Source organism: Natronosalvus amylolyticus (genome assembly GCF_024298845.1).
Classification (GTDB): domain Archaea; phylum Halobacteriota; class Halobacteria; order Halobacteriales; family Natrialbaceae; genus Natronosalvus; species Natronosalvus amylolyticus.
Window position 1 is genome coordinate 2,225,384 of sequence record NZ_CP101156.1, and the last position, 20,014, is coordinate 2,245,397.

Consider the following 20,014-nt stretch of genomic DNA (forward strand, 5'->3'; position numbering starts at 1 on the left):
ATTTGCGTGAGAAAGCCACATTCGAGAGCGGCGATCGGCCCCTGTCAACCAGCACGATATGAATCCTCCCCCTCACTGCGAACCCGTGACGAAGCCTCGAAAGTGACTTTTGTCAGGCGGGGCTCGATACGGGTGAGTATGACCGAATCGCTGCGCTCGTCGCCGTCCACTCGAGTCCCTCGAGTGTCGACGGTCGACCGAGCCGAGTCCCGAACGGAGTTGATCGACCGATGAGTGAACAGGCCATCAGCCAGAAGCTAACCGAACTCGCCAAACGGCGCGGGTATTTCTTCCAGTCTTCGAGCGCCTACGGCGGCGTCGGCGGCTTCTACACGTTCGGTCCCCAGGGTGCCGCTTTGAAAGGCAACCTCGAGGACGCCTGGCGCGAACGCTTCGCCGTCGGCGAGGGCAATATGGAGATCGACGCGCCGACGATCATGCCCGAACCCGTGTTCGAATCATCGGGCCACCTCGACACCTTCGACGACATGCTCATCGAGTGCCCCGAGTGTGGCGAGAGCCACCGGGCCGATCACATCGTCGAGGACAACACCGAGTACGAGGACGCAGAGAGTCTCCCGATTCAGGAAGTCGAAGAGATCGTCGCCGAGTACGAACTCGTCTGTCCGTCCTGTGGTGGCGGCCTGGCCGGCCAGGCCATCGACGAGTTCAACCTGATGTTCGCGACGAACATCGGCCCCGGTGACGCCCAACCCGGCTATCTCCGCCCGGAGACCGCACAGGGTATCTTCGTCGAGTTCCCCCGACTCAAAGAGTACGCCCGCAACACGCTTCCCTTCGGCGTCACCCAGATCGGTCGCGCCTATCGCAACGAGATCAGCCCGCGTCGGTCGATCATCCGAACCCGCGAGTTCACGCAGGCCGAACTCGAGTACTTCGTCGACCCCGAAGACGACGGCCCCGACCTCTCGAGCGTCGAGGACGTGTCCGTCCGCCTGTACGCAGCCAGCGAACAGCAAGCCGACGATGGCTCGATTCGCGAAACCACCATCGGCGAGGCCGTCGCAGACGGCACCATCGCCGACCCGTGGGTTGGCTACTTCCTCGGTGTGTCCCAGGAGTGGTACGCCTCTGTCGGCGTCGACATGGACCGATTCCGGTTCCGACAGCACCTGGCCGGTGAGCGCGCTCACTACGCGAGCGACTGCTGGGACGCCGAGAGTGAAATCGACGGCAACTGGATCGAAATCGCTGGCTTCGCCCACCGTGGCGACTACGACCTCTCGAAACACGCCGAGGGCTCTGGCGACCGGTTCACCGTCTTCCGCCAGTACGACGACCCACAGACGGTCGAACGAGCGACCGTCGACCCCGACATGAGCTATCTCGGTCCCGAGTTCGGTGGCGACGCCGGTGCCGTCGTCGACGCACTCGAGGATCGTGCTGTGAGCGACCGCGAGGCGTTCGAAGGCGAACACGTCGAAATCGAACTCGCAGGCGAGTCCCACGAGATTCCGGTCGAGAAAACCGGCTTTTCGGTCGACGAGGAGACCATCGCGGGCGAGCATATCATCCCTCACGTCATCGAACCTTCCTTCGGTGTCGACCGACTGCTTTACACCGTCTTGCACCACGCCTACGCCGAAGACGAAGTCGCCGGCGAGGAACGAACCTACCTCGAACTCGAGCCAGAAGTCGCCCCGACGTTCGTCGGCGTCTTCCCGCTCCAGAGTGACGACGACCTCGAGGCGACCGCTCGAGAGATCGCGACCGAGGTGCGAGCGGCAGGCCTCTCGGTCACCTACGACGACTCGGGCAACATCGGTCGACGCTACCGCCGCCAGGACGAGGTCGGCACCCCATTCTGTGTCACCGTCGACTACGAGAGCCTCGAGGACGGCACCGTCACCGTCCGCGAGCGGGATTCGACGGCCCAGAAACGCCTGCCGATAGACGATCTGGCCGAAACGCTGGCAGCCCTGCGAGCCGGCGACGTTGCGTTCGAGGCACTCGAGGGCTGAGCCCTCGAGGGGCGTGCAGTTGCTCGTTTTACTCAGGGTGGAACAAATCGATAGGGGTGTGTGTGACCTGTAGTTGACCCACCCGTATCACACACCATCCCCCCGTATCACACACCCACACACCACCCCAATCGTATCACACACCCACACACCACCCCAATTGTTACTTGGCTCCAACTCGAGCGATACGACAGAGCTGACCGATGACCGTTCTTTCCTGAGGCCGTTCGTGCCTGTCTCGCGTGTTTCGACAGCCGCCTCGAGCGGCCAGACTATCTTTCGTTCCCGTATCGACGCCGACCACACCACTGAAATCCTACGAGAGATGCCAGGACCGACGTTCATCACGACCGACCGACTCGAGTTGCGACCGCCCGAAGAATCGGACATTCCCTTTCTCCAGGAGGGCGTGAACCATCCCGAGGTGCGCAAGTACATCAGCGCGTTCGAGGGACCATACGACGAGCAACGCTACCGAGACGAACTCCGGGCGCGCGAAAACGACGGCGACGGCACGACGCTCCTCGCCGTACCCACGACAGGCGAGTTCGCAGACGAACCCGTCGGCGCCGTCTCGCTCGCCCCACTCATCCAGCGCGACGGCTACGCCAACTTCGGCGTCTGGTTCCACCCGAAAGCCTGGGGCAACGGCTACGCCCTCGAGGCGAGCGCACACCTCCTCGAACACGCCTTTCGAGAGCGACGACTCCATCGCGTCTCGGCGACCGCAATGTGCCCGAACGAGGCGTCCCAGCGACTCTGTGAACGACTGGGGTTCGTCCACGAAGGCACCGCACGGGAGGCCCAGTTCGCCGACGGCGCGTACGTCGACGTCGAGCGCTACGGGTTGCTCCGCCGCGAGTGGGACGGCCCCGCAAACGTGCTCGAGCGCTCTGGCTAACGCAGACGTTCGGGGCGTAAGCCACGCCTGCTCGAGTCACGCAGGACAACGCTTTTGCCCGGGTTCGTGGACCGCCCCCCTATGAGTGATTCCGCCGACGAGGTGAGTACCGCCGACACCATGCGCGAACGGGCGGGCGAAAGCCGGCTCAAACTCTGGTTGCTCGTCGGCGCGAATCGATTGTTCGTCACGGTCGTCCTCTCGGTGACCGTATTCGTCCTATTCATGCTCGGAGCACTCCTCGAACCGCGACTCTCGTCGGTGTTACTCGAGCGAGCGGTGATCGAAGTCATGTTCTCGGCGATGCTCACGGCGATCATCACCGCCGTCACGCTGGTCGTGACCATCGGGCAGATGATTCTCTCCCAGGAAAACGGACCCCTCGGCGACCAACACGATCGGATGCGCGAGACGATGGACGTACGCGATAGCGTCACCGACCTGATCGGCGAACCAGCTCCCGCAGACCCCTCCGCCTTTCTGGGACGGCTGGTCGAGACGGCAAGCGAGCGAGCAACCGATCTCGCAGATTCGGTAGCGGGCGTCGATGACGCCGGGCTCCGAGACGAAGTCGGCGAATTCGTGGACAGCCTCACCGGCAACGCCGACACCGTATCCCAAAAACTCGATGGCGCGCGTTTTGGGAGCTTCGACGTCGTCTACGCCTCGATGGACTTCAACTACGGCTGGAAAATCTTTCAGCTCGAGCGACTCCGGGCGAGCTACGACGCGGTCCTCGAACGAGAACAACGAGACGCGCTCGAGGCGCTCCACCGCGTGCTCGTGTTGTATGGCCCCGCACGCGAGCACGTCAAGACGCTGTATTTTCAGTGGGCACTGATCGACCTTTCGCGGTTGATTCTGTACGTGAGCGTCCCTGCACTGCTGGTGAGCGGGATGATGCTCGCGTTCGTCACCCCGGAGACGGTTCCGGGAACGACACTCGGCGTCGAGAACCTGTTGTGGACGGTTGGGATCGCTTTTACCGTGACACTGTTGCCGTTTTTCCTGTTGATGGCCTACGTCGTTCGCATTACGACGCTCGCAAAACGGACGCTGGCGATCGGGCCATTGATTTTGCGAGACTCGCAGCGATAGCGCTCGACGGGCCACACGGCAATCTCGAAACCTAACCGACGAACTGAATATCCTGCCCTCGAAGGGCATAGGAAATGGCTGACGAACTCAAGCGACGGGTCGTCCACTCGAGCGGGGCCGGACTGGTCGCGCTCTACCTGCTGGCCAGTTATTTCGATCTGGGGCTGACGTGGCCCCGATTTCAGGCCCTCATGGTCGTGCTCGCAGCGGGTGCAATCGGTCTCGAGGTCCTGCGACTCAAAGTCGGTCTCGAGTGGTGGATTTACGAGAAGCTAACCCGCGAGTACGAGCAGAACCAGTTCGCCGGCTACGGCTATTACATGGTGAGTATGACCGTCGCAGTTCTCGTCTTTCCAGAACCGCTGGCACTCGCCGGGATGTTGATGCTCGCCATTGGCGATCCCCTCAGTGGCCTCGTCTCCGATAACACCCTCAGGCGAGTGAAACACCCGAAGACGCTCGCGACGATGTTCGTCACCAGTACGCTGTTAGCGCTGCCCTTCTTCCTCGAGCGCCCGCACGTCGCGGTCGCCGCAGCGATCGGCGCGACCATCGCCGACGGCATTAAAGTACAGATCGGCGATTTCATCGTCGATGACAACCTGACGATTCCCCTTTACGCCGGTGTACTCGGGTATCTGGCACTCGAGTTTGTCCCGCTGTGAGGAGAAGAGACACCTGTGGTCCTGATTCTCGACGGCGAGGTCCTTTCGGGGTATCCGCCTCGACCGCTGATGAAATCCAGTGAAAGGAAATCGATGAGTCGATCGGAAAAACCGGTGCTCGAGTGGACAAAAGAACCGACAGTGGGCTACCGTCCGACCCACTTGAGCAAGAGGAGCGTCCCCTCGAACAGGATGATCATGATGATAGCGACGATGATCGGGGCCATGAGCGTCGGGTCGAAGGTGAACATGAACGACAGCCCGGCGAAGGCCGCCCAGAAGTAAATCCGCTTGTCAGCGAGCCACCGGCGAGTGGTCACGCCCATCATCACCGCGAGGATGATAAACAACGGAATCTGGAAGACGATAGCCAGGAAGCCGGTGAGCGTGATCACCAGGTTGAACGTCTCGCCGAGCGCGTAGGCGATCTCGGCGCTCCCTTCGGAGTAGAACGTGAAGTACCGGAACAAAATCGGGAGGACGACGACGAACGAGACGAGCATCCCGATACCCGCGAGCACGACGCTCGTGGGAACTGCGGCGAGGTAGTACTTGCGCTCGTGGGGGTACAGTCCCGGGCGCATGAACAGGTAACACTCGTAGACGAACATCGGGACGGCGACCATAACACCCGCCAGTGCGGCGACTTTGATCCGGGTCAGCCACAGCTCGAGCGGATGGTACACGTGCGGCGGTGGCACCTCGACCGTCGGGCCGGGGAAGATGTTGAACCAGATGAACTCGATGGCCTGTGAGGCCCACAGCAGCGCAATCGCGGTTGCGGCTGCAGCGATGAGTAAGACGACCGCGAGCCGCAACACCATCTCCTCGATGTGGTCGGCCAGGGGCATCTCCTGGTCGTCGGGTGGCGTCGAAATGCCACCGATATCTTCGTCTGGGTCCGGATACGTCGGTTCCTGGCGCTCGGGATCGTGTGCAGACCCGAAGCCGTCGCCATCGGTTTTCGCTCGAGGGGGTTCGGCCGTCTCGTCACCTTCCGGCCGTTCCGGGGGCTCCTCGAGGTCGTCATCGTCGACGGTTCCGGTGTCGTCGTCATCGCCGTCAGTTTCGTCTTTCTCACCGTCTGCTGCCCGGCCGTCTTCGCTGTCGGCGTCGTCGGCAGCGTCGTCGCTGTCGGTTGTCTCCACACTCTCGCTATCCGGCACTTCTTCGCTCTCGTCGTCACTCGAGGCTTCGTCCTCGAGCGATCGGTCATCCTCGTCCGCGTCCGTTACGGACTCACCGTTCGGGTCGCGATCGGCCGAGCTCCGAGGGCCCCGTCCGTCGTCGTCTCGCGCGCCACGCGTCGGTCGTGGGCCGAACCGTGGTCGGTCCTCGAGTGGAACGTCCTCGAAGGACTCCCGGGAGTGGCCGCCATCGTCGTCCGTTTTCGTGAGACCATCACCGTCAGTGTCCGAGTCGGCTGGCTCATCGTCGTTTGCAGCCTCCGGCTCGGTACCGTCTTCGGCTTCAGTGGATTCTGCAGCCGCCTCGAGTGAGCCGTCTTCGGTCTGCTCCTCGGCAGTCGTCGGCTCACCATCCTGATCGTGATCATCGGCGTCGTCGCTCGAGGCGGTACCGTCGGCTGTAGTATCGCCATCGGTTGCTGGCGACGAATCCGAGTCAGTCTCGTTGGAGACGGACTCACTTGCGTCAGTGTCACTCGAGTCTTCGCCCGGCGTGTCGTCATCCTGCGGGCGGTCCTCCGCGTCGGATTCCGACGGCTCAGGGCTCGAGGGCAGTGGCTCCGTTGGGTCCTCGGTACCCGACCCTTCGTCCGACTCGTCCGGCATCTATCGAGATATAGATAGGCCACCGGTTATAGGCCTTTTTCTTACGCCACGTCCGTGAGAGAACCCAGAAAGGACCGGGGCCGTCAGGTTTGGTGGGTTCAGCTTACGCATTGACTCGAAAGGTTGATAACTGGATATAAGCTACCTACGCCCATCGAATGAGCGCTATCGACGAAGACACTGCCCGAGCGATTAATAGCGGGCGAGAATCACTGGGCGCGCTGTTCTCGAGCGCCCAGGAAAACCTCCAGAAGGTGTTTATCGTCTTCGTGATCGGGTTTATCGGCTCGTTTTACGCGCTCAGACTCTACATCTGGGATTTTTTGGAGGCGACCGCGAAAGCCGAGATGGCCACGTACGTCGCCGACAGTACGGACATCATCACGCGGACGCCGTTCGAGGTCATCCTGTTACAGGCGAAAATCGGGATGATCGTCGGGATCATCGTCGCTATCCCGGCACTGCTGTATCTCTCCCGGCAGAAGCTTCGTGAGCGTGGGATTCAGAGCGTCGTCCCGATCTCGAAGACCTACGCTGCTGGCTTCATCGTCACATCGATTGTTCTCTTCGTCATCGGATTGGTCTATGCGTACGTCGTCTTCTTCCCCTATGCGTTCGATTTCCTCGCCGGGAACGCCGTCAGCATGAGTATCAAACCCAGCTTCGGCATCACGGAGTTCACCGAATTCATCGCGCTATTGACCCTCTCTTTCGGACTGGCCGCCCAACTGCCGCTGTTTATGGGGGCGCTCTCGTACACCGAAATCGTCCCCTACGAAACGTTCCGCGAAAAGTGGCGCCACGCTATCGTCGGCATCACCGTCTTCGGCGCACTGTTCTCTCCGCCCGATCCGTTCACGTTGATCATGTGGGCGACGCCCATGATCGTCCTCTACGTGTTCAGCCTTGGGCTGGCGAAACTCGTCGCCAACATCCGTCGGAAAGGCGCGGCCGAACTCGACGGGGGCACTGCGTTAGTCAAGCGACGCGCTCTCCAGTTCGTGCTCGCGATTGCCGCCGTCTCTACCGCGGCCGCCGTCGCCATCACCTACGGCGCGTTCGACTACCTCGAGGCCGAAATCTACCCCTCATTCCCCGCCTGGATGAGACCCAGTGGCTCCTCGATTGTCGAAACGCTCCCGGAAACCTACGGGATCGCGGGCACGATCGCCTCTGGAGTGGCAATCGGGTTGACGATCAGCTTGCTGGTGTTGATCGTCTACACGCTCAAGGTCCTCCAGAGCCCGGTCTATCCGCGTGAATCGGCGCTCAGGACGGCGACCGACCCCTCGGAGATCGATCTGAGCGTTCTCGATGCCGAGGCCATCGAACGCGCCCCGGCACAGGTCTTCCTCGCGATGAGCGAAGAACAGGCCATGGAGGAAGCCCGGGAAGCGATGTACGATGACGAGAAGGAGAAAGCCCAGGCGATCCTCAACCGATTCGATACGCTCAATGCGGCAGCAGAGGCCGAAGACGAAGGCGAGACTGGGGGTGCCGAGGCAAGTGGCGACGGGGCCGCAGCCGCAGCCGAAGAAGAAGACGACTCGAGCATCTTCTCGAGCACGGCCGCGGGGATGCTCGACCCGTTCACCGAAGACGAGACCACCGAAGAGGACATCGGAGGCTACGCCTACGACCTGGCGTTCATTTTCAACAGTTTGACCTCCAAGATGTTCCGGCTGGTCGGCCTGTTCATGGTCGTCATGGCCGGGACGTTCTTCTGGCTGTACCAGGGCGGCGTCGGTGACGTGCTCAAACTGTTCTTGAGCCGCGTCCCACAGGACGTCCTCGACGAGGTTGCCCGCAACGCCGGTCCACAACAGACCGGCTTCCTCGCGCGACTCCCACAGGAACACTTCGAGCAACTCGTTCCCGACGACGAGTTGTATCAGCCCGAGATGGGGCTTGACGCGTTCCTCCAGCAAACTGATCTGGTCATCGCCCTTCACCCCGTCGAAGTGTTGATCTTCGCCGTGAAAGTGAGCGTGCTCGCGGGCTTCGTCGCCGTCCTCCCGCTCTTGCTCTATTACGCCTGGCCGGCGGCCAAAGAACGCGGCCTGGTTCGCGGAGACCAGCGCGTGTTCCTCGTCTGGGGTGGCACCCTCGCCGTTGGATTCGCTGTGGGAACCTACCTCGGCTTCTTCTGGGTCGCCCCCGCCATCATCTCGTATCTGGTCACCGACGCGGTAACCAACGGGATGGTGGTCTCTTACCGCATCAAGAGCTTCTTCTGGCTCGTGATCTACACCACCGTCGGCATCGGCTTCCTGTTCAACATCATCGTCACGATGGCGCTATTCCACGTCGGCAACATCATCAGTTACCGAACGATGCTCCGGCGCTGGCGACCCGTCGTCGTCGGTATCTTCGCTTTCGCCGCCTTCGCAAGTCCCAAAGGCATCCTGACGATGATCTTGCTCGCCACCCCACTCGCGCTGACGTATCTGCTCGGGCTGGCCGTCCTCTACGTCCTCACCGCCGGTGGCCGACTGTTCGGTGGCAAGGGCGGCTCGAGAACGAGTCCCGAACCTGAGACCGACGCCGTCGCCGAATAAGACGGCAGCGTTTGTCGCCAACTATCCAATTGCCGTCGACTGTTCCTTCGAGAGCAAAGCCGACCAACAATATAAGAATCACGGGCAGCAACGTCCAGTATGCCCAAGATCAGCGTCGAAATTCCACAGGAGTTGCTCGACGATCTCGATGAACACGTCGGCGACGACGGGAAGTTCGTCAATCGTAGCGACGCGATTCGATCGTCGATCCGAAAAACGCTCGACCTGCTCGACGAAATCGACGCCAGACACGACCGCCTCGATGTCGACGACTCGTAGTATTCCCTCTCGAAAAGACTACTCCTCGAGTCGCTCGGCAAACCCGAAGTTGGGTTTGACGTCCTCGATACGGATACGGACGGTTTCACCAGCGTCCACGTCGGAGACGAACACTCGGTAGCCCTCGATCGAGGCGATGCCGTCACCTTCCGAACCGGTGTCGACGATCTCGACCTCGAGCGTCTCCCCGACTTCCACGGGGGCAGTCAACAGTCCTTTAGCGATGAGATAGATTTCCGAGGACGATTTTCGAGAGGCGTCCGGACTCGTCGCTCGAACGTACTGGAACTCGTCTTCGAGGTCGGCCCGGAGCGCGTCGACGTCGGGGCCTTCGAACACCTTGACTGCGAAGTTCCCCCCGGTGTCGAGTATCTCGAGGGCCGTTTCGAACGCCATCCGGGCGAGGTGCAACGAACGAGCCTGGTCGAGGGAGTACTCACCGGACATGTTCGGCGCCATGTCCGAAATGACGCAGTCGACCGGCCCTTCGGCCGCATCGAGCACCCGCTTTCTGGTCTTGTCCTGGGTCATGTCCCCGCGGAGGGTTTCGGTTCGCTCGGCGAGGTCAGTCTGCTCGAGGTCCTTGATTCGCTGGAGGTCGACGCCGATGACGCGGCCCCGCGGGCCGACTTTCTCGGCGGCGACCTGAAGCCAGCCACCCGGTGCTGCACCCAGGTCGACGACCGTGTCGCCGCCCTCGATCAGCCCCTCGAGGTCGTCGAGTTGTTTGAGTTTGTACGCCGCCCTCGAGCGATATCCCTGTTGTTTCGCCCGATTGTAGTAGTCGTCTTTTCGTGTCATTGATTGGGTGACATAGTGCGGGAAGCCGTTTACAGGCTTCGGACTGCGTTGAGACTCGAGAGTCGGACTGAGTGGATTTTTAGTGATTGCCGACACGACCTGCGTGCTATACACTGTGCGAACGCAGATGAAGTGTGGGTGAAGCTGCAAAGGAGGGGTGTTCAAAACGCCGCTGTGAATAGATTCCAGTACCACGCTTGCCAGAGTAAGACGAGGAGTGCCATTACCAGAGTGGTCAGATACACCAGACCGTACCGGCTAGTTGATCCTGCATCGAGGTCGCGGGCGACGAAAACTCGTTGCCACTCAATGCCAACCGCGACCACCGTGGCTACGGCTCCGATGGCCAAGACGTACAGTAGCGCGAACGTCAGCCGTTGCCAGAGCGAGAAGCCGTACACCCAGGACGCCATATCGAACGGCGGATTCAACGCGACGCCACCGATAAACGTCACCAGAAGAGCAACACATCCCAGGATTGCGAGGCGAGGACGGTTCAGATACCCACGCATCGCTCCCCAACCGCGGTGTCGGTAGGCGTTGATCGGCCAGATGACAATCGTTGAGAGGAGCGTCACAATAACTGCGCCGGCGAGACCGACCTGGAAACCCGCCGTCTCATACCACGAGAGACGTTCGAATGGTGGCGCTGGTGCGTTCATGTAGAGGTAGCCATCTTCGATCGCCACGCTCGTCTGTCCGAAACTTGCATCATCGTCGGTTTTGGGCTCGAAAACGCCCGGTTCGACCTCGACCCATCGAGTCTTCTCACCTGCTGGTGATGTGAGTTCGAGCACGCCGTCATCGGTCACGGAGGCCGTCACTGTCCCTTGAGCCAGTCCCAGGAACTTTTCGTGTGTCGTCTGGAACGTTGTCATCCGGTACTCCCCGGCGTACTCGTCCGCTCGGTCAGCCGTCGTCGGATCCGATTCGATCGAACTCTCGACCGGTTCGAATCGCTCGTCCATGAATCCGTCGAGGACATCGTCGAACGGTGCCATCGAATTGAAACTCACGAAGAGACCAACGTCGTGTTCGGGAAACAAGACGAACAACGTGTGAAAGTACTCGGTTCCACCGGTATGCACGACAAGTTGCTCGCCACGATATTCGCTCAACATATACCCGTAGCCCAATCCTTGTACACCCGGATGGTTCGTCGCCTGCTGATCGAACATCTCCGCGACTGACGTAGGCTCGAGGATCTGGACATTCTCACCGTCGTGTTCGACTGCCCCGTCTTGGAGTTTAGCGAGCGCAAACGCGCCCATGTCGGGTGCGGTGGAGCTCATCGAACCAGCTGGTGGAATACCGACGATCGCCGGGTCACGTGTTTCGAACCCGTCATCGACCGGGACGTGCCCCTTCGAAAGCGTTCGGTCTTCTGGAGCGGGTTGGACAAACGTGGCGCTGTCCATCCCCAGTGGGTTGAAAATTTCGTCCTCAATGTGGGACTCGAGGGGTTTGCCGTACGCTTCCTGAACGACGAGGCCGGCAAGGACGGTACCGTGGTTCGAATATGAGATCGTCTCGCCAGGCTCCCAGATCTGTGGCGGCATCTCCGATTCGAGTTTTCCTTCCCATTCATCGATCTCACTGTGTTCCTGGACGAAGATCCCTTTGAAGCGGTCATCGTATCCTCCTGAGTGCGTTGCAAGGTGTGCAAGCGTTACTTCGTCGTCGCCTTCGAACTCGTAGGCATCGAGGTACGTCCCGACTGGCTCATCGAGGTCGAGCGTGCCATCTTCTACGCCCTGCATTACCGCGGTCCAGACCAGCAATTTCGAGACCGATCCGATCATGAAGGAGGTTTCATCCGGATCGACAGACTCACCCGTCTCGTAGTCGGCATGCCCATAGCCCTCGGTGTAGACGATCTCGTCTCCCTCCACGTACGCGACCGTTGCCCCTGCCACGTCGTGTTCAGCCATCGTCTCCTCAATCACCGCATCGATAACCATTGGTTCAAGTGGTGGTTCAACTGGTTCGTCACCAGTGTGTAGTGTATCCACTTTTTGTACATCCGCAGCGTCCCCGGTACCCACTGCGAATGGACCAATCATAGCCATTGCGAGAAGCACACAAATCGTTAGAACGATTGTAGTAGAGTTGAACTGCATGTGCGTAGACCCCATTGGGACTGAGTTGGTGAATGAAATCGATATAGGGCACTTCTGGTTCTCATCGTATAGGAAATGCAGAAAGCATCGGAGTGAAACCCTATTCCTCAGCCGTATTGTCAGCATGCGATGATTCTACAAGCGCCCCTCGAGTGACAACGGACAGGATTTCGAGAACAACCTGAACTGGACTCTCGGCAGTCCCGGATGCGGTTTTCTCAACGGACCTCCACAACGCATCACCGAGCCTCCGAGAGAGAATAAAGGGTGCCTTTTTGTACCGACCGTTCGTACCACGACCTATATGTTCAAGGCCATCGTGAGCGCGGCAACGCTCACCAGTGCGCTCGATTCTGTGAGCGTGCTGGTCGACGAGTGTAAGATTCACCTCGAGGAAGAGGGGCTCTCCATTCGAGCGGTCGACCCCGCCAACGTCGGTATGGTAGACCTCACCCTCGATGCCGCCGCCTTCGAATCCTACGAGGCCGACGGCGGCCTCATCGGTGTCGACCTCTCGAGACTCGAAGACATAGCTGGCATGGCCGAATCCGGCCAGCTCATCCAGCTCGAACTCGACGAAGAAACGCGCAAACTCCACATCCAGATCGACGGCCTCGAGTACACCCTCGCGCTGATCGACCCCGACTCGATCCGCCAGGAGCCGGACATTCCGGACCTCGACTTGCCAGCCCGCGTCGTCCTCGAGGGCAAAGACGTCAACCGTTCGGTGAAAGCCGCCGATATGGTCTCCGACCACATCGCACTCGGTGTCGACGACGCCGAGGAGTTCTTTTACGTCAACGCCGAGGGTGACACCGACGACGTCCACCTCGAGTTGACCAAAGACGACCTGATCGACCTGCAGGTCGGCCCGGCCCACTCGCTGTTCTCGCTGGATTACCTGAAAGACATGAACAAGGCGATTCCCGGCGATACCGAAGTGACCCTGGATCTAGGTGAGGAGTTCCCGATTAAGCTGTATTTCGGCTTTGCAGAAGGTCAGGGCCAGGTAACGTACATGCTGGCACCGCGGATTCAGAGCGACTAGCAGCGGTTCCGTTTTTTCGGGTGCGTTTTCTCGAGCAATCTCGAGCGAAAGCGCTAGACTGCAGACTGGGCCGATCCCTGCAGAGTATAAACGGGAATAAATATAACAGAAGTTGTATATGTTTTTATACACGGTCAGAACACATATAAAATCCTTTTGGAGTCAGAATAATTTACTGCCTTTTTACTTCGTATAATTATAAGTCAATCCAGTCCTGCGATAGGTATAGACACACGAATGTCAATACGTACAGGGTTAGGGACCGCACTCGTACTCATTATGGCGTTGTTGATGGCAACCTCTCCGGTTGCGATGGCAGCGCCCGGCCTCGCCAGCACGGACGGCGAGGTCGACGACGAGTTCAGTGTGGATGAGGTGCTTACACAATCGACAAGTGAGGTAACGATCTCCTCGGAACTCGAGGCGGAAGCAAACAGTGGCGAGACAGTCGATGTCTTCGTTCGAATGGACGCCACAGAGTCACACACGTTCGCCGAAGTGACCGGCGACGCAACACCAGCGAGTGACTCACAGGCTGCACTCGAAGAGGAAGCCGAGATTACGCAGGCCCAACTCGAGTTACACGCAGAGCGACTCGATGGCCTCACGATCAAAAACGAGTTCTGGATCACGAACGCCGTGCTGGTCGAAGTCGACACCAGTCAGGTCAACCTCGATGATCTCGCACGCATAGACGGAGTGACTGAACTCCATCCGAACTACGAAGTGGACCTGATCGAGCCTGAGGCAGTCAGCACCAGTGCTGGTGACGTCTCCACGAATCAGGACGCAAATCACACCTACGGCCTCGAGCAGATCAACGCACCCGAAGCCTGGGAGGCGTTCGGCACTCGAGGCGAGGGCGTCAAAGCGGCCGTCATCGACACGGGCGTGAATCCGGACCATGAAGCGTTCGACGACTACAACACCTCGAACTGGGCGGCGTTCGATTTCGACGGAAACGAACGCAACGTCACTCCGTACGACAATAACGGGCATGGCACTCACGTTGCCGGAACGGTGCTCGGCAACGATGCAAGCGGCAAGCACATCGGTGTTGCTCCCGACGCTGAGTTGCTCGCGATCAACGTCTTCCCCGAAGAAGGCGGAACGACGCTCGCAGCGATCGTCGCGGGAATGCAGAAAGCCGTCGATGAGGACGCAGATGTCGCCAACCTGAGCCTCGGTGGGAGCGGGTACGCTGGCATCTACATCGACGTGATCAAGAACGCGAAAGCAGCGGGAACCCACATCGTCTCTTCGTCGGGCAACTCGGGCCCGGGAAGTGAGGGGACGCCAGGAAACGTCTACAACGGGACTGCTGTCGGTGCAACTGACATCGATCGCCAGGTGACCGGCTTCTCGACGGGGACCGAAATCGATACCGCCGAGGAGTGGGGCTTCATCGCCCCCGATGACTGGCCGGACCACTACGTCACGCCTGACGTCTCCGCACCCGGTGCCGCCGTTAACAGCTCCTACGTCGGTGGTGACGATGCGTACGCCGAACTCAGCGGAACGAGTATGGCCGCACCACACGTCACCGGTGCCGTTGCGCTGTTGATGGCACAGGACGATGATCTGACGCCAACCGAAGCGAAGAACGTCCTCGAGGAGACGGCGACGAAACCGGCACCGAACCAGATCAGTGACGCCACGGCTGGTGATGCTTTCAGTGTATCTGAGGACCAATTCGTCAATCTCCATTTCGATTCAGTTGCCGATGTCCGGTACGGAACAGGCATCATCGACGTGTACGCTGCCGCTGCAGCAGTCAACGACAGTAGCTCGACGGTGTCGGTACAAGTTGTCGATGAGGACGGTAATCCGATAACTGATAATAGCTATCCGCAGGCGCTACCTGACGGCAGCGGTGCACTCGTCACCCTTGGTGACGCCGACAGACAACAGTACGCACTCGACGGTACGGCGGCCTTTGAGGCCGTTGACGGTACGTACCAACTCGAGGTCTCTGATGCCTTCGGCTACGGACCCGCCAGCACGAACGTGACAGTCGACGACGGTGACGAATACGTCGAAGTCACGCTCGAGTCACAAATCGACGTTGCGCTCGTGCAGGGACAGCCAGCAGAGGTTCCGAGCGGTGAGAGGTTCGATATCGAGGTTGACGTGGCAAATCTCGAAGCGCTGACGGTCGAGTTACACGAACAGGCGACCGCCAACGCTTCGAACGTCAGTGTCATGTACGAGGGCGAAGACATCCTCGGGACCACCGAAGAGTTTGACCGACTCAATGGGACCGCGACGCTGACCGTTGAGAACGACGCGGCAGCCGGAGAACTGATCGGGTTCAATCACACCTTTGAAGGACTCAATGACAGCCTCGAGGTGACGACCGGTCCAACAGTCGTCCTCGAATCGGATTCCGAGCCTGTACCCGTGCAGATCACCGCCACGGACTTCCCAGCTGAAGACTTCTACCTCAATCCGATCGATGGGGGCGAAGTGACGATCGAAAACACCGGTGACTTCACCGAAACTGCGACCCTCGACCATATCATCGGTGGGGTACAAGGGACGTCCGGAGCCTTCGAACTCGGCCCAGGCGAAAACGTGACGATTCCGTTGAGCTATACGGCACCGTGGGCGGTCCTCGGTGAGCCAGGAGATGACATCGATCAGTTCGTTACGATCACTCAGGATGGTCAAATCGTCGATTTCGCCGTGGGAACGACGACCCTGACCGGTGCCGGCACGCTGAGCGGGACCGTGACCGACACCGACGGCGAACCGCTTGGCGGTGTCGAAGTGACAGCAACTGACGGATTCGACACGTTCACCACGATTACTGACAGCCAAGGCCAGTACAGCCTCGATCCGGCGTTCCCCGGTCAGTACGACGTGACCGCTGGCTCAGGCAGTTACGGAGATGTTACCGAAACTGTCGTCATGGACGATCAGTTGACGCCGGTCGAACAGGACTTCGAGCTCGGTAGTGACCCAACGTTCACCTTCACGCTGGAAGCCGACGAGACCTACTCGCTCGGTGTCCCAGCCGACATCGAAGGTGGTACCGTTGGTGACGTCTTCTCGAGTGAAGCCGAACTCGTCGTCTGGAAGTACGACGCGGCGAACAACAGTTGGGCTTCGACGACGAGTGAAACGGAAGTCAGCGCGCTTGATGCACTGGTCGTAACGACGAACGAAGACACGACCGCAACGGTCGAATTCGCCGGTACACCCGGTCAGGACGAGACGTCCACGCCAGCACAGCGCGACGTCAGCGCTGGCTGGAACTTCGTCGCACCGTCGGTGTACGACGAACCCGAAGACGCCTTCGTGTCCACCGCAAGCGAAGACCGCGTCATCCAGATCCAGGATGAAGCGGGCTCGCAAATGGTGCCCGATGGTGGCTTCGACGGCGTGCAAACACTCTCGGGTCACGACAACTACGTCAACCCGTTCGCGGGCTACTTCGTGTTCGTCGACGACGACGCCACGATGGCCGGCGCAACGTACGACGGAATGACGCTCAACGAAGCCTACGACAACCTGAACATCGACGCAAGCGCGCTCGACGGTCAGGTCACGAGTGCCGTGACCGGCGAGCCAATCGAAGGTGCCCAGGTGTACGTTGCAGGAACGTCTCTGAGCGCGCAGACGGCTGACGACGGAAGCTACGTCATCCCTGCCTTGCTCGGCGGAGAGACCCAGAACGTCTACATCGACGCTGAGGGCTACGAAGGCACAGTCGTCGAAACCGGACCCGGGACGGCCAGTGTCGCGTTGCAAGACGAGGTGTACTTCAACGTGACCGACCTCGAGGTCGACCCGACCGAGTTTGCCGTCGGTGATACGTTCACCGCCAACTACACGATCGAGAACGAAGGTACCGAGTCGGCGTCCCAGATTGTCACCTCGACGTTCGGACCGGCCGACGTACTGCCACGAGCGTCCGGTGACGCCTACGAACTCAACGCATCGGTAGTCGAACTCGAGCCTGGAGTGACTGAAACTATCGAAATTGAAGCCACGGTTGGCGACTTCGTCGCTGTCGGCGACCAGCAGGTGACGGTTTACACTGCTGATGACAGCGAGGCAGTCAACGTGACTGTCGAGTACGGATCGGTCGACTTCATCCAGCAGGCTGCAGGCGATGACGAAGGAACGGCATACGTCGGTGCTGATGTCGAAGCGAACGTCGAGAGCGCCGTCGTCGTCACCTACGAGAGTGGCGAAGACCTCACGATTGCAGGACTCGACACGTTCGCTGCCGACGAACTCGACGGAACGACCCAGTTGATCGACGTCGAAGACGCCGGTGGCTTCCCCGGTGACCACACCGTTCACGTGATCCCGGTCGACGGGTTGAGCGAGTCGTACGCAGTCGGTGATACCGTTTCGGCTGAAACCGCAGACGCGGTCTTCGATGCCGACACCGCGACCGTCCACGCCGCATCCGTCTCGATGGATGACCAGGAAGCGACCAACGGCAACCAGACCGTCGAGGTCAACACCTCCTCGGTCGAACCAGTGCCGGGCGATGGCTACTCCATCGCGATTCACAACGCCTCTGACCCGAGCGATATCCTCGGCTACAGTGACGTTCTCACGGCAGATGGAGACAACGTGACGGTCACCCTCGAGGACCCACTCGAGGACGACACGGAGGTCTTCGCGATGCTCCACGTTGCTGCGAGCGAGAGCGATCCAGAGGGACCACCGATCACGCAGTACAACACAGACGGTGCAGCGGAAACGGTCATTTCGGAAGCCGTCACCGTCACGGTAACCGAATAATCACCGAGCCTATACCCTTCCACTAACGTCTACAACCAATGACACACAATACAACGGAGGACGCCACCAGATGAGGGAGACACGCACTCGAGTGTGTGCCATCGCCCTCGCGGTGGTACTGGTGCTTTCGGTGATTTCTGTCGGTGCGGCAGCCCCGGCACTTGCTGATGACTCGCCACCTGAGGTGCCCGCAGCGTATTACGGCGAGGTCACGCTCAACGGCGAACCGGCACCCGTCGGGACCGAGATCGTCGCCCTCGTCGATGGCGAAGAACGCGGCTCGGTTACGGTTACCGAACCCGGGCAGTTTGGTGGGCCGAGTATCGACGACGACAAACTCGAAGTGCCCGGCTCCAGTGACGATGCGGGCGAGTCGGTGACCTTCGAAGTCAACGGTCAGGAACTCGAGGCCGATCCGGCCGTCGAGTGGGAATCGGCGGACCTTCAGGAGGTCACGCTCACCGGTGACGACATCGGCTTCCCGTTCATCGCGGCAACGATCGACGAAGACGAGTCGACACTCGAGGTCGAACCGAACGAAACCGCGACTGTCGTGGCCGAGATAGAAAACACCGGTGACGCGCCCGGCGAGAGCGCGGTCGAGTTCGAACTCGACGGCAGCCTCGAGGAAGCCGTCGAACTCGAGCTTGCTGACGGCGAGACTGAAACCGTCAGTTTCGACGTGACACTCGCCGAAGAAGGCGAGTACGAGGCACTCGTCCGGACGGTCGACGACGAGGCGACCGCAACGGTTTCGGTTGCAACAGCAGACCCCGAACCGGTACCAGCGCCGCCGGCACCGCCAGCGCCGCCGGATGAGCCGGACGAACCGACAGACCCACCAGCAATCCCGGTCGAGCCCGATCCGAACGCCGACTATAGCGAAGAACGCAGAGCAGCGTTCGATCCTGAGGTCGGTGCCTCGACGGTCACATTTGGCGACGACTCCCCGGTCACGTCAATCACGTTCCAGAGCGAGGAGACGATCGACGTGCTGGTCCAGCGATATGACGTCGCTGCTCCACCGAAAGGGGTCAGACAGGTGCCTGGTGATGGACTCACCCTCCAGCGAATCAGCGTCTCAGAAGGATTCGAGAAAACCGCCGGAACGATCCGTCTCACGATCTCGGGCGACGAATTCGACGATGACGTCGATACCGATGCGCTGACTGCGTACCGGTTCGACGACGTTGACGGTGTGTGGGACCCACTCGAGAGCGATGTCGTCGAAGTCGGCGATGACCGAATCGTTCTCGACGTCGAAACGCCGCGGTTCTCGTATTTCGCGGTTGCAGAAACTGCCCAGCCGACGGCAGTGATCGATGTCCACCCGGACACAACGTTCGAGGAAGGTGAAACGGTCACCCTCTCGGCGGAAAACGCAGAACCGGGAAGCGGTGAGATAGAATCGTACGAGTGGATACTCGACGGCACGGACGTCGGCGATACGGAGACTGTAGAAGTCGGCAGTGACCTCGAGCCGGGTACCTACGAGGTCGAACTCACGGTCACGAACGACGCTGGCAACAGCGACACCGCGACTGAAACGCTGACCGTCGAAGAAGATGAGCCACCCGTCGACGATCCACCGGAAGATGAAGCCTACGAGACCGAGATCGTCGTGACCGACAGTGACGGCGAGCCGATCGCCGGTGCTACCGTCGAGATCGACGGCGAGACGTACACCACCGACGAGGACGGTGTCGTCACCGTCGAACTCGCAGACGGCGAGTACACGGCGACGATCACCGCAGATGGGTTCGAGGACATGACCCAGGACATCACCGTCGATGGTGAAGACGTGGCGGTCGCGACTGAACTCGCCAGCGTCGAGGAAGATGATGGCACCTCGTGGCTCACCTGGCTCGTCGTCTTGCTGGTCATCGTGGCGCTCATCGCTGGCGCGTACTACGTCTACACCGATCGCAGCGACGAGTCGTCCAGAAATCAGTAACGCCTCAGTCCTTTTTATCGGGTCATGGACGTATCGTTCCACCACAGCTTCGAG

The 20,014-nt window shown here is 60.2% G+C and carries 12 protein-coding genes; 9 read left to right on the forward strand and 3 right to left on the reverse strand.

Annotated features, from left to right (window positions below; genetic code table 11):
• The first annotated feature begins 230 nt into the window (after nucleotides 1-230).
• The 4 genes from glyS to NLK60_RS10580 all read left to right on the forward strand — a co-directional run bounded on the left by glyS (nucleotide 231) and on the right by NLK60_RS10580 (nucleotide 4,646).
• Nucleotides 231-1,982: a glycine--tRNA ligase gene (gene glyS, locus NLK60_RS10565; protein WP_254807757.1), complete on the forward strand. Its 1,752-nt coding sequence runs from the start codon at nucleotides 231-233 to the stop codon at nucleotides 1,980-1,982.
• 229 nt (nucleotides 1,983-2,211) lie between these two features.
• On the forward strand, nucleotides 2,212-2,883 hold the full coding sequence (locus tag NLK60_RS10570) for a GNAT family N-acetyltransferase (protein ID WP_254807758.1): 672 nt from the start codon (nucleotides 2,212-2,214) through the stop codon (nucleotides 2,881-2,883).
• Between the two features lie 81 nt (nucleotides 2,884-2,964).
• Nucleotides 2,965-3,981, forward strand: a complete 1,017-nt coding sequence (locus NLK60_RS10575; RefSeq protein ID WP_254807759.1) for a DUF7972 family membrane protein — start codon at nucleotides 2,965-2,967, stop codon at nucleotides 3,979-3,981.
• 74 nt (nucleotides 3,982-4,055) lie between these two features.
• Nucleotides 4,056-4,646, forward strand: coding sequence for a diacylglycerol/polyprenol kinase family protein (locus NLK60_RS10580; protein ID WP_254807760.1), 591 nt, complete (start codon nucleotides 4,056-4,058; stop codon nucleotides 4,644-4,646).
• Between the two features lie 146 nt (nucleotides 4,647-4,792).
• On the opposite strand, the gene tatC is transcribed toward NLK60_RS10580, so the two are convergent.
• Nucleotides 4,793-5,794, reverse strand: coding sequence for a twin-arginine translocase subunit TatC (gene tatC / locus NLK60_RS10585; RefSeq protein ID WP_254810468.1), 1,002 nt, complete (start codon nucleotides 5,792-5,794; stop codon nucleotides 4,793-4,795).
• Between the two features lie 803 nt (nucleotides 5,795-6,597).
• Between tatC and NLK60_RS10590 the strand changes: the two genes are divergently transcribed.
• The gene (locus tag NLK60_RS10590; RefSeq protein ID WP_254807761.1) at nucleotides 6,598-8,997 is read left to right on the forward strand and encodes a twin-arginine translocase subunit TatC; all 2,400 of its coding nucleotides are present in this window, start codon (nucleotides 6,598-6,600) and stop codon (nucleotides 8,995-8,997) included.
• 99 nt (nucleotides 8,998-9,096) lie between these two features.
• On the forward strand, nucleotides 9,097-9,276 hold the full coding sequence (locus NLK60_RS10595) for a ribbon-helix-helix domain-containing protein (protein ID WP_254807762.1): 180 nt from the start codon (nucleotides 9,097-9,099) through the stop codon (nucleotides 9,274-9,276).
• An 18-nt stretch (nucleotides 9,277-9,294) separates the two neighbouring features.
• On the opposite strand, the gene NLK60_RS10600 is transcribed toward NLK60_RS10595, so the two are convergent.
• Together NLK60_RS10600 and NLK60_RS10605 are read right to left on the reverse strand one after the other, a co-directional pair.
• Nucleotides 9,295-10,077 (reverse strand): 23S rRNA (uridine(2552)-2'-O)-methyltransferase, encoded by a 783-nt coding sequence (locus NLK60_RS10600; RefSeq protein WP_254807763.1) that lies wholly within the window; start codon nucleotides 10,075-10,077, stop codon nucleotides 9,295-9,297.
• 161 nt (nucleotides 10,078-10,238) lie between these two features.
• On the reverse strand, nucleotides 10,239-12,038 hold the full coding sequence (locus NLK60_RS10605) for a serine hydrolase domain-containing protein (RefSeq protein ID WP_254807764.1): 1,800 nt from the start codon (nucleotides 12,036-12,038) through the stop codon (nucleotides 10,239-10,241).
• 463 nt (nucleotides 12,039-12,501) lie between these two features.
• Between NLK60_RS10605 and NLK60_RS10610 the strand changes: the two genes are divergently transcribed.
• The 3 genes from NLK60_RS10610 to NLK60_RS10620 all read left to right on the forward strand — a co-directional run bounded on the left by NLK60_RS10610 (nucleotide 12,502) and on the right by NLK60_RS10620 (nucleotide 19,960).
• Nucleotides 12,502-13,245 carry a DNA polymerase sliding clamp gene (locus NLK60_RS10610; RefSeq protein WP_254807765.1) on the forward strand — a complete coding sequence of 248 codons (744 nt, stop codon included), beginning with the start codon at nucleotides 12,502-12,504 and terminating at the stop codon, nucleotides 13,243-13,245.
• Nucleotides 13,246-13,482: 237 nt separating this feature from the next.
• Nucleotides 13,483-18,006, forward strand: a complete 4,524-nt coding sequence (locus NLK60_RS10615) for a S8 family serine peptidase (protein WP_254807766.1) — start codon at nucleotides 13,483-13,485, stop codon at nucleotides 18,004-18,006.
• Between the two features lie 70 nt (nucleotides 18,007-18,076).
• Nucleotides 18,077-19,960: a carboxypeptidase regulatory-like domain-containing protein gene (locus NLK60_RS10620; RefSeq protein ID WP_254807767.1), complete on the forward strand. Its 1,884-nt coding sequence runs from the start codon at nucleotides 18,077-18,079 to the stop codon at nucleotides 19,958-19,960.
• Nucleotides 19,961-20,014 lie beyond the last annotated feature (54 nt).